Here is a 10,302-nt window from a genome sequence, read left to right as displayed (position 1 = left end):
CCCGGCCCCGCCGGGTTCAAGGAAGTGACACACGTGGCTGACGACGACAAGTACGTGGAATACCTCAAGCGGGTCACGGGCGAACTGCGGCAGACCCGCCGCCGGCTGCGCGAGGCGGAGGACCGGGTCCGCGAGCCGATCGCCATCGTCGCGATGAGCTGCCGCTTCCCCGGCGACATCCGCAGCCCCGAGGACCTGTGGCGGCTCGTCGACGCGGGCGGCGACGCCATCGGCGCGCTGCCCGCGGACCGCGGCTGGGACATCGAGGACCGCTACGACCCCGACCCCGACCGCCCCGGCACCTTCTCCACCCGGGAGGGCGGCTTCCTCCGCGACGCCGCCGCCTTCGACGCGGCCTTCTTCGGCATGAGCCCCCGCGAGGCCCTGGCCACCGACCCCCAGCAGCGCCTGCTGCTGGAAGCCTCCTGGGAACTGCTGGAGCGGGCCGGGATCCGGCCGCAGACCCTGCGGGGCAGCGCCACCGGGGTGTTCGTGGGCGCGGCCACCTCCGGCTACGGCCAGGGCCCCGTCGAGGTGCCCGAGGACGTCCACGGCCTGATGCTGGCCGGCAACGCCACCTCCGTCGCCTCCGGCCGCATCTCCTACGTCCTCGGCCTGGAGGGCCCCACCGTCACCGTCGACACCGCCTGCTCCTCCTCCCTCGTCGCCCTGCACTGGGCGGTGCAGGCCCTGCGCAACGGCGAATGCGACCTCGCGATGGCCGGCGGCGTCGCCGTCATGGCCACCCCCGGCCTGCTGTTCGAGTTCAGCCGGCAGCGCGGCCTGGCGCCCGACGGCCGCTGCAAGGCGTTCGCCGACTCCGCCGACGGCACCGGCTGGTCCGAAGGCGTCGGCCTGCTCCTGGTGGAACGCCTCTCCGACGCCCGCCGCAACGGCCACCCCGTGCTCGCCGTGGTCCGCGGCTCCGCCGTCAACTCCGACGGCGCCTCCAACGGGCTGACCGCCCCCAACGGCCCCGCCCAGCAGCGGGTGATCGAGCAGGCCCTCGCCAACGCCGGTCTCACCGCCGCCGACGTCGACGCCGTCGAGGCGCACGGCACCGGCACCACCCTCGGCGACCCCATCGAGGCCCAGGCCCTCCTCGCCACCTACGGCCAGGACCGGCCCGCCGAACGGCCGCTGCTGCTCGGCTCCCTGAAGTCCAACCTCGGCCACACCCAGGCCGCCGCCGGTGTCGCCGGCGTCATCAAGACCGTGATGGCGCTGCGGCACGGCCGGCTGCCGCGCACCCTGCACGTCGACGCGCCCTCCACGCACGTCGACTGGGACGCCGGACACGTCCGCCTGCTCACCGAGCCCGCCGACTGGCCGGACACCGGCGACCGCCCGCGCCGGGCCGCCGTCTCCTCCTTCGGCATCAGCGGCACCAACGCCCACACGATCCTGGAGGCCGCACCCGAGCCGGAGCCCGCGGCGGACGACACGGCCCCGACGGCCGCTCCGGCCGAACCGCTGCCGCTGGCCCCCTGGTTCCTGTCCGCGCGCAGCGCCGAGGCCCTGCGCGGCCAGGCCGCACGGCTCCTCGACCACGTCACCGCCCACCCCGGGCACGACCCGCACGACACCGCCCGCGCCCTGGCCACCACCCGGCAGGCCTTCGAGCACCGGGCCGCCGTCCTCGCCCCGGACACCGCCGCCGCACGCGACGCGCTGCGCGCCCTCGCCGACGGCGAGGAGCACCCGGCCGTCGTCACCGGCCGCACCCTGCGCGGCGGCACCGCGTTCCTGTTCCCCGGGCAGGGCGCCCAGCGCCCCGGCATGGGCCGGGACCTGTACGACGCCTTCCCCGCCTTCGCCCGCGCCTACGACGAGGTCTGCGCCCACCTCGACCCCGAACTCGGCCTGTCCCTCAAGGACACCGTCCTGCACACCGGCGACGAGGAGGCCTTGCGCGCCACGGGACTCGCCCAGCCGGCCCTGTTCGCCTTCGGGGTGGCCCTGTTCCGGCTGCTGGAGTCCTGGGGCATCACCCCCAAGTACCTGCTGGGCCACTCCCTGGGTGAGCTGACCGCCGCCCACGTCGCGGGCGTGTGGTCGCTGGCCGACGCCTGCCGGCTCGTCGCCGCCCGCGGCCGGCTCATGCAGGCGCTGCCCGAGAGCGGCGCCATGATCTCCCTCGACGCGGCCGAGGACGAGGTGACCCCGCTGCTCGCCGCGCACGGTGACGCCGTGTCCGTCGCCGCCGTCAACGGGCCCCGCGCCACCGTGATCTCCGGCAGCACCGCGGCCGTCGAGGCGGTCGCCGCCGAACTCGGCGCCCACGGCCGGACCACCCGGCGGCTGCGTGTGTCGCACGCCTTCCACTCCGCCCGCATGGACGGCGCCCTCGACGAGTTCCGGCGCGTCGCCGAGAGCGTCACCGCCCGCCCGCCGCGGATCACCGTCGTCTCCGACCTCACCGGCCGTGCCGCCACCGCCGACGAACTCGCCTCGGCCGACTACTGGGTACGGCACCTGCGCCACACCGTCCGTTTCGCCGACGGCGTCGGCCACCTCGTCGAGCGGGGTGTCACCCGCTTCCTCGAACTCGGCCCCGACGCCTCCCTCACCGCGCTCGCCCGCACCTGCCTGCCCGACGACACCACCGAGCGGGTCTGCCTGCCCCTGCAGCGCAAGGGCCGCCCCGAGCCGGCCACCCTGCTCGCCGCCGTGGCCGGGGCCCACGCCCACGGCGTGCCCGTCGACCACGAGCGCCTCCTCGGCGGCCCGGGACCGGACGCCCCCCGGATCGAGCTCCCCACCTACGCCTTCACCCGCGAGCGGTACTGGCTGCGGCCCGCCGCACAGACCGGCGACGTCACCGGTGCCGGTCTCGCGGGCGCCGGGCACCCGCTGCTCGGAGCCGTGGTCCGCGTCGCCGACGAGGACCGGGTCCTGCTCACCGGCCGCCTGTCCACCCGGAGCCAGCCCTGGCTCGCCGACCACACCGTCTCCGGGACCGTCCTGCTGCCCGGCACCGCCTTCGTCGAACTCGTCCTGCGGGCCGGCGACGAGGTCGGCTGCGGCCTGCTGGAGGAGCTCACCCTCCAGGCGCCGCTGGCCCTGCCCGACGGCACCGGCGTGCAGCTGCAGATCGTGCTGGGCGCCCCCGACGACGCGGGCCGCCGCACGGTCGCCGTCCACGCCCGCCCGGACGCCGACGACGACACCCCCTGGACCCGGCACGCCACCGCCGTCCTCGCCCCGGCCACCCCCGCCGCGGCCGGCGACGACCTGACCGCATGGCCGCCCGCCGGCGCCCGTCCCGTCCCACTGGACGGCTTCTACGCCGCGCTCGCCGCCCAGGGCTACCAGTACGGCCCCGTCTTCCAGGGCCTGCGCGCCGCCTGGCACGACGGCGACGTCCGGTACGCCGAGGTCGCGCTGCCCGAGGACGAGCACCGCGACGCCGCCCGTTTCGGACTGCACCCCGCGCTCCTCGACGCCGCCCTGCACGCCCAGCTCACCGGCGGCGGCGAGGCGGACGGCGACGGCGGGGGAGTGGGCCTGCCCTTCGCCTTCAGCGGCGTCACCCTGCACGCCGTGGGCGCCACCGCCCTGCGCGTCCGGCTCGACACCCGCCCGGGCGGTTCGGTGCGGCTGCGCGTCGCCGACGGCACCGGACGACTCGTGGCCACCGTCGACTCCCTCGTCAGCCGCCTGCTGTCCGCGGACGCCACGCCCGCCGCCCGGCCGGCCGACGGAGCGCTGTACGCGGTCCGCTGGACGGCCGCCGACCTGCCCGGGGCGCCGGCCACGGACGGCTGGCGCCTGGCCGCCGAGGACCCGTCGGACCTGGTCCCCGACTGGCCCGCGCTCGGCGCCGACGGCTGCACCGCCGCCGTCCTGCCCTTCGCCTCCGCACCCGGCGAGACCCCCGCCGGGGTCGCCTCCCGCGCCCTGGACGCCCTGCGCACGCTCCTCGACGACGAGCGCACCCAGGACGCCCCTGTGGTCGTCGTCACCCGGGGCGCCGTCGCCGCCGGGGACGAGGACGTACCGGACCTGTCCGCCGCCGCCCTGTGGGGTCTGGTGCGCTCCGCCCAGACGGAGAACCCCGGCCGGATCGTCCTCGCCGACCTCGACGGCACCGACGCCTCCCGTACCGCCCTGGCCGCCGCGGTCGCCTCCGGCGCACCGCAACTCGCCCTGCGTGAGGGCCGGTTGCTCACACCGACGCTGACGCGTGCCGACACCGCCGCGGGGAATCCCGCTGGGAACCTCGCCGACACCGCTGCGGGGAATCCCGCTGGGAACCTCGCCGGCACCGCTGCGGGGAATCCCGCTGGGAACCTCGCCGGCACCGCTGCGGGGAATCCCGCCGGCACCGCCGCTGGGAACCCCGCCGGCACCGCCGTCGGCCGGACCGCCGCCTGGGACCCCGACGGTACCGTCCTGATCACCGGCGGCACCGGTGCGCTCGGCACGCTCGTCGCCCGGCATTTGGTCACCACGCACGGCGTGCGCTCCCTGCTGCTGCTCTCCCGCAGCGGCCCGCACGCCCCCGGCGCCACCGAGCTCGCCGCCGAACTCACCGCCCACGGCGCGGCCGTCCGCATCGAGGCCTGCGACGCGGCCGACCCCGCGGCCCTCGCCGCCGCCCTGGCCACCGTCCCCGCCGAGCACCCGCTGCGCGCCGTCGTGCACACCGCCGGCGTCCTCGACGACGGCGTCCTCGCCTCCCTCACCCCGGACCGCCTCGCCACCGTCCTGCGCGCCAAGGCCGACTCCGCGCTCGCCCTGCACCGGGCCACCCGCGACGCCGGCCTCACCGCCTTCGTGCTGTTCTCCTCCGCCGCCGGCCTCCTCGGCGGCGCCGGACAGGCCAACTACGCCGCCGCCAACACCGTCCTGGACGCCCTCGCCCAGCACCGCCGCGCCCAGGGACTGCCCGCCGTCTCGCTCGCCTGGACCCTGTGGCAGCACGACGGCGGCATGACCGGCGGCCTCGACGACGGCGACGTACGCCGCATCGCCGCCTCCGGACTGCCCGCCCTCGACCCCGCGCACGCCCTGCGGCTGCTGGACGAGGCGCTCACGGCCGACGAGGCCGTGCTCGCCCCGCTGCGCACCGACCCCGCCGCGCTGCGGGCCGCCGCCGCGGCCGGCCGGCTGCCCGCCCTGCTCCACGGCCTGGTCCCGGCACCGGCCCGGCGCACCGCCCGCACCGCGGACGGCGCCGACTCCTCCGCACTCCTGCGGCGCCTGGCCGCACTCACCGGACCCGAGCAGGAACGCCTGCTGCTGGGCGTGGTGCGCCGCCACGCCGCCGTCGCCCTCGGCCACGGCTCGGCCGGCGCCGTCGACGGCGAACAGTCCTTCAAGGACCTCGGGTTCGACTCCCTCACCTCGGTCGACCTGCGCAACCGGCTGAACGCCGAGACGGGACTCAGGCTGCCCGCCACCCTGGTCTTCGACCACCCCAGGCCCAGCGCCCTCGCCCGCCACCTGCGGCAGGAACTCGCCGGCGGCACCGAGACGGCCGAGACCGCCACCGCCGCCGCGGGCGACGACGACCCCGTCGTCATCGTCTCCATGGCCTGCCAGTACCCCGGCGGAGTCACCTCCCCCGAGGAGCTGTGGCGGTTCGTGTCCGAGGGCGGCGACGCCATCGGCGCCTTCCCCACCGACCGGGGCTGGGACCTGGACCGGCTGCCCGGCCTGGAGGCCGGCTTCCTGCACGGCGCCACCCACTTCGACGCCGCCCTGTTCGGCATCTCCCCGCGCGAGGCCCTCGCCATGGACCCGCAGCAGCGCCTGCTCCTGGAGACGTCCTGGGAGGTCTTCGAGCGCGCCGGCCTCGACCCGCTGGCCCAGCAGGGCAGCCGCACCGGCGTGTACGTCGGCGCGATGGGATCCGGCTACGCGTCGGGCCTCGCCGACATCCCCGAGGGCATGGAGGGCTACATCGGCCTCGGCGTGTCCGGCAGCGTCATCTCCGGCCGGGTCGCCTACACCTTCGGCCTGGAGGGGCCGACGATGACGGTCGACACCGCCTGCTCCTCCGCCCTGGTCGCCCTGCACCTCGCGGCCCAGGCGCTGCGGCGGGGCGAGTGCTCGATGGCGCTGGCCGGCGGCGTCACCGTCATGGCCACCCCCGGCACCTACACCGAGTTCACCGCGCAGAACGGGCTGGCCGCCGACGGCCGCTGCAAGGCGTTCGCCGCCGCCGCGGACGGCACCAGCTTCTCCGAGGGCGTCGGCATGCTCCTGCTGGAACGGCTGTCGGACGCCCGGCGCAACGGGCACCCGGTGCTCGCCGTCGTCCGCGGTTCGGCCACCAACCAGGACGGCGCGTCCAACGGCCTGACCGCCCCCAGCGGCCCCTCCCAGCAGCACGTCATCCGCCAGGCCCTCGCCTCGGCCGGGCTCTCCGCCGCCGACGTCGACGCCGTCGAGGCGCACGGCACCGGCACCACCCTCGGCGACCCCATCGAGGCCCAGGCCCTGTTCGCCACCTACGGCCGGGAGCGGCCCGAGGGACGGCCCCTGCTGCTGGGCTCCGCCAAGTCGAACTTCGGCCACACCCAGGCCGCCGCGGGCGCCGCCGGCGTCATCAAGATGGTGATGGCGATGCACCACGGCGAACTGCCCCGCACCCTGCACGTCGACGAACCCTCCCCGCACATCGACTGGTCCAGCGGCACCATCGAACTGCTCACCGAGCCCCGCCCGTGGCCCGCCCGCGAAGGACGCCCCCGTCGGGCCGGCGTCTCCTCCTTCGGCATCAGCGGGAGCAACGCCCACGTCGTCCTGGAGGAGCCCCCCGCCCCCGCACCCGCTCCCGAACGGGACGCGGCGGCCGTCGTGCCGCGCGCCCACCCCGTCTCCGGGCACACCCCCGAGGCCCTGCGCGCCCAGGCGGCCCGGCTGCGCACCCACCTGCGCACCGCCGACCACGACCCGCGCGACCTCGCACACACCCTGGCCGCGGCCCGCCACGCGCAGCGCCACCGGGCCGTCGTCGTCGCCGAGGACCGGGAGGAACTGCTCACCGGCCTCGCCGCCGTCGCCACCGGCGAGAGCGCCGGCCACGTCGTCACCGGCGCTGCCGACGGCGGCCGCCTCGCCGTCCTGTTCAGCGGCCAGGGCGCCCAACGCCCCGGCATGGGCCGCGACCTGTACACCGCCCACCCGGTGTTCGCCGAGACCTTCGACGCCGTCTGCGCCGAACTGGACCGGCACCTGGACGGACCGCCGCTGCGCGAGGTCGTCCTCGCCGCCGAGGGCAGTGCCGAGGCGGCGCTGCTGGACCGCACCGCCTGGACCCAGGCCGCCCTGTTCGCCTTCGGCACGGCCGCCCACGCCCTGACCGCCTCCTGGGGCGTCCGGCCCGACGTACTGGCCGGGCACTCCGTCGGCGAGCTCACCGCCGCGCACGCCGCCGGGGTGCTCGACCTCGCCGACGCCTGCGCCCTGGTCGCCGCGCGCGGCCGGCTCATGCAGGCGCTGCCGGAGGGCGGCGCGATGACCGCCGTCGAGGCCACCGAGGCGGAGGTGCTGCCGTACCTGGAGGGCCGGGCCGACCGCGTCGCGATCGCCGCCGTCAACGGGCCCGTCTCCGTCGTGGTCTCCGGCGCCGCGGACGACGTGGACGCGGTCGCCGCCGAGTTCGCCGCGCGCGGCCGCCGGACCCGGCGCCTGCGGGTCAGCCACGCCTTCCACTCGCCGCTGATGGACGCCATGCTGGAGGACTTCCGGCAGGTGGCCGCGCGCGTGCGCTACGCGCCGCCGGCCGTCCCCGTGGTGTCGAACCTGACCGGCGCCCTGTGCGCCGGTGAGGACCTGTGCACCCCGGACTACTGGGTGCGCCACGTCCGCGAGGCCGTCCGCTTCGCGGACGGGGTGCGCGCCCTGGAGACCGAGGGCGTCACCCTCTGCCTCGAACTCGGCCCCGACGCCACCCTCACCCCCCTGGTCCGCGACGGCGTCGGCGACCCGGCCGCCGTCACCGCCGTGCCCCTCCTCCACCGCGACCTGCCCGAGACGCGCGCGGCGCTGCTGGCCGCCGCCACCCTGCACGCGCACGGCCGCGGAGACCTGCCCGCCCACCCCGCCGACGCCGGCGCCCGGCCCGTCGCCCTGCCGACGTACGCCTTCCAGCGCGAGCGCTACTGGCTGGAACCGTCCGCGCGGACCGCCGCGCCCGCGGCCGACGGCGACTTCTGGGACCTGGTCGAGGCCGCCGACCCGGCAGCCCTGGCCGAGCGGCTCGACCTCGACGCGGACGCCCCGCTCAGCGCCGTCCTGCCGGCCCTCGCCGCCTGGCGCGGCGCGGACCGCAGGCACGCCGAGGAACAGCGCTGGGAGCACCGCGTCACCTGGCGGCCCGCCGCCGACGGCGCCACCGCCGCCCTCACCGGCACCTGGCTGCTCGCCGTCCCCGGCTCACTGGACGGCGGCCCCTGGGCCACGTCGATCGCCGAGGCGCTCACCGCGCACGGCGCCCGCGTCCGCGTCCTGCCCGTGGACTGCGCGGGCGCCGACCGCACGACCCTGGCCGCCGCCTACGACACCGCCCGCGAGGACGGCCCGGCGCCCGCGGGCGTCCTGTCCCTGCTGGCCGCCGACACCCGGCCGCTGCCCGGCCACCGCGCCGTCCCGGCCGGCCTCGCCGCGACCACCGCCCTCGTGCAGGCCCTCGCCGACCGGGCCACGGGCCCGGACACCACCCGCCTGTGGGCCGTCACCGCGGGCGCGGCCGGCGTGCTGGGACACGAGGCGCCCGCCGCACTCGAACAGGCCGCCGTATGGGGCCTGGGCCGCACCGCCGCGCTGGAACACCCGCAGCTGTGGGGCGGACTGGTCGACCTGCCCGCCGGCACCGGTGCCGTCGCCCCCGACATCGCCCGCCGGCTGTGCGCGGTCCTGGCGGACGGCCGCGAGGACCAGACCGCCGTGCGCGCCGCCGGCACCTTCCTGCGCCGCCTCGAACGCGTCCCCGCCGCACGGCCCGCCGGGACGTCGCCCGACTGGACGGGCACCGTCCTGCTCACCGGCGCGACCGGCGCCCTCGGCCTGCGCACCGCCGCCTGGCTCGCCTCCCGCGGCACCACCCGGATCGTCGCCGTCAGCCGCTCGGGCCCCGGCTCGCCCGGCGCCGCCCGCCTCGAGGAGACCCTGGCCGGCACCGGCACCGCACTCGTCCTGACCGCCTGCGACGTCGCCGACCGGGACGCGCTCGCCGCCCTGCTGGCCGAGCACCCCGTCGACGCGGTCGTGCACACCGCCGGTGTCCTCGACGACCGGCTCATCGACGGCATGGACGCCGACGCCCTGGAGAACGTGCTGCGGCCCAAGCTCGCCGCCGCCCGCAACCTCCACGACCTCACTCGGGACCGGGACCTCACGGCGTTCGTCCTGTACTCGTCGGTCTCCGGCACCCTGGGCACCATCGGCCAGGCCAACTACGCCGCCGCCAACGCCTGCCTGGACGCGCTCGCCGAACAGCGCCGCGCCGCCGGCCTGCCGGCCACCTCCCTGGCCTGGGGCCCCTGGGCGGGCGGCGGCATGGCGACCCGGGACGCCGACACCGAGGCCCGCATGCGCCGCGGCGGCATCAGCCCCCTCGACCCCGACCGGGCGGTGGAGGCGGTCGGCCGGGCCACGGCACGCACCGACGCCGTGCTCGCCGTCGCCGACATCGACTGGGCGCGGTTCGCCCCCGGCTTCACCACCTCCCGGCCCAGCCCGCTGCTCGCCGAACTGCCCGAGGTGCGCGAACTGCTGGCCCGGCGCCCCGAGAGCGCGGACGCGGACGCCGGGCAGGCCCTGCGCGCCCGGCTGGCCGGACAGACCCCCGCCGAACGGGAACGCACGCTGGTCGGCCTGGTGCGCACCGAGGCCGCCGCCGTCCTCGGGCACGCCTCCCCCGACCGGGTCGGCGCCACGCAGGCGTTCAACGCCCTCGGCTTCGACTCGCTGACGGCGGTCGAACTGCGCAACCGGATCGGCGCCGCCACCGGTCTCGCCCTCCCGGCCACGCTCCTGTTCGACCAGCCCAACGCCACCGCGCTCGCCGGACACCTGCTCGGCCGGCTCACCGACGACACGGACGCGGCCGGCGCCGTCCTCGCCGACCTCGACCGGCTGGAAGCGGCCCTGTCCGGGCTGCCGGCCGGCGACGCCAGGCTCGACCGCATCGGCGCCCGCCTGCAGTCGCTGCTCGGACGCATCGGCGGCACCGCGACCGCCGCCGCACCGGCCGCGGCGACCGGCGACGACATCACCGACCGCCTGGAGTCCGCCGCGGCGGACGAACTCTTCGACTTCATCGAGAACGACCTCGGCATCTCCTAGCGG

General features: G+C 77.6%; 1 protein-coding gene. It reads left to right on the top strand.

What is annotated here, in order from left to right; all coding sequences use genetic code 11:
- Positions 1-33 precede the first annotated feature (33 nt).
- Positions 34-10,299 carry a type I polyketide synthase gene (locus ACPXCS_RS26460; protein ID WP_425951779.1) on the top strand — a complete coding sequence of 3,422 codons (10,266 nt, stop codon included), beginning with the start codon at positions 34-36 and terminating at the stop codon, positions 10,297-10,299.
- Positions 10,300-10,302: the final 3 nt, after the last annotated feature.

It is taken from the genome of Streptomyces sp. DT190, from assembly GCF_049846985.1.
Classification (GTDB): domain Bacteria; phylum Actinomycetota; class Actinomycetes; order Streptomycetales; family Streptomycetaceae; genus Streptomyces.
This window is presented reverse-complemented; position numbering and strand designations above follow the sequence as displayed.